The 1,221-nt window shown below is 66.7% G+C and carries 1 protein-coding gene; it reads left to right on the top strand.

The annotated features are described in order from the left end of the window. The first annotated feature begins 152 nt into the window (after window positions 1–152). Entirely contained in the window at window positions 153–1,199 is a 1,047-nt protein-coding gene (locus GVL03_RS18815; RefSeq protein WP_159502537.1) for an IS110 family transposase, read from the top strand. Window positions 1,200–1,221: the final 22 nt, after the last annotated feature.

Here is a 1,221-nt window from a genome sequence, read left to right as displayed (position 1 = left end):
GTGTCCGCGACCGTGCTGCGGCTCGGCCTGCCCGCGCAGATGCCTTGATCAGAAGCCTGTCCGCCCGTGATGGCGTGACTCATTACAGATGTGTCTCTGAGCGACCCCACCCGAGCCAGCCCGCCGAAGTGCTGACACCCAGAGGAGCTCGCATGACCACTGTTGCCGATAAGTTCGAACACGTCGTCGGCATCGACACCCACGCCCGAACACACACCTACTGCCTCGTCGAGACCCGCACCGGCGGCACTATCGACACAGCCACGTTCCCTACCACCGCTGCCGGCACCAACCGCGCGATCTCCTGGATCGCACGACGCTCTCACGGAACGACGACCCTCGCAGCCATCGAGGGCACCTCGTCCTACGGTGCGGGCATCGCGGCGGCATTGTCCGCGAACGGGTTCGAAGTCACGGAGATCCGACCGATCGCCAGACCGTCACGCGCCCGCACCGGGAAATCCGATCCGATCGACGCGGAAGCCGCCGCGAGAAGCGTCATTAGAGAAGACGTCGAAAAGCTCGCCCAGCCACGTCGGAACGGAGACAGGACGGCGCTGCGCGTGCTCCTGGCTGCCCGCGCTCTCGTCGATCAGCAGCGCACCGCGAACCGCAACGCCCTCACCGCACTCGTCCGCAGCATTGACCTCTCGATCGACGCCCGCAAGCCGCTCACCGACACCCAGATCGCGACGATCTCGGCCTGGAGAACCAGTCGAGACGACACCACCACACGTGTGTTCCGCGAAGAGGCCCGGCGACTCGCCAGAGCCGTTCTCGAGCAGACCGAGGTGCTCCGTGACAACCACCGCCAGCTCGCGCAACTCACAGAAGCATTGGCGCCGGGGCTGCAGTCCGTCCCCGGGGTCGGAGCGGTGACCGGCGCGATCCTGGTCGCGGCCTACTCTCACCACGGCCGCGTTCGATCGGAAGCTGCGTTTGCCGCACTGGGCGGCATCGCCCCGCTCCCCGCGTCATCGGGCAACACCACCCGCCACCGGCTCTCCCGGTCCGGCGACCGCCAACTCAACCGTGCGGTCGACGTCGTCGTCCGCACACGCCTGAGCTACGACCCCGTCACCCGTGAGTACGCCTCCCGCCGCAGAGCCGAAGGACTCTCCAACCGTGAGATCCGCCGATGCCTGAAACGCTACGTCTGCCGAGCGCTCTACCGCGAACTACGCACCCGCATGACTTGACACGAGGCATAGAAGCGTCCTT

Source organism: Microbacterium sp. 18062, assembly GCF_902706225.1.
Lineage (GTDB): Bacteria > Actinomycetota > Actinomycetes > Actinomycetales > Microbacteriaceae > Microbacterium.
Note: the sequence above shows the minus strand (reverse complement) of the source record. Positions and strands in the feature narration are given on the sequence as shown.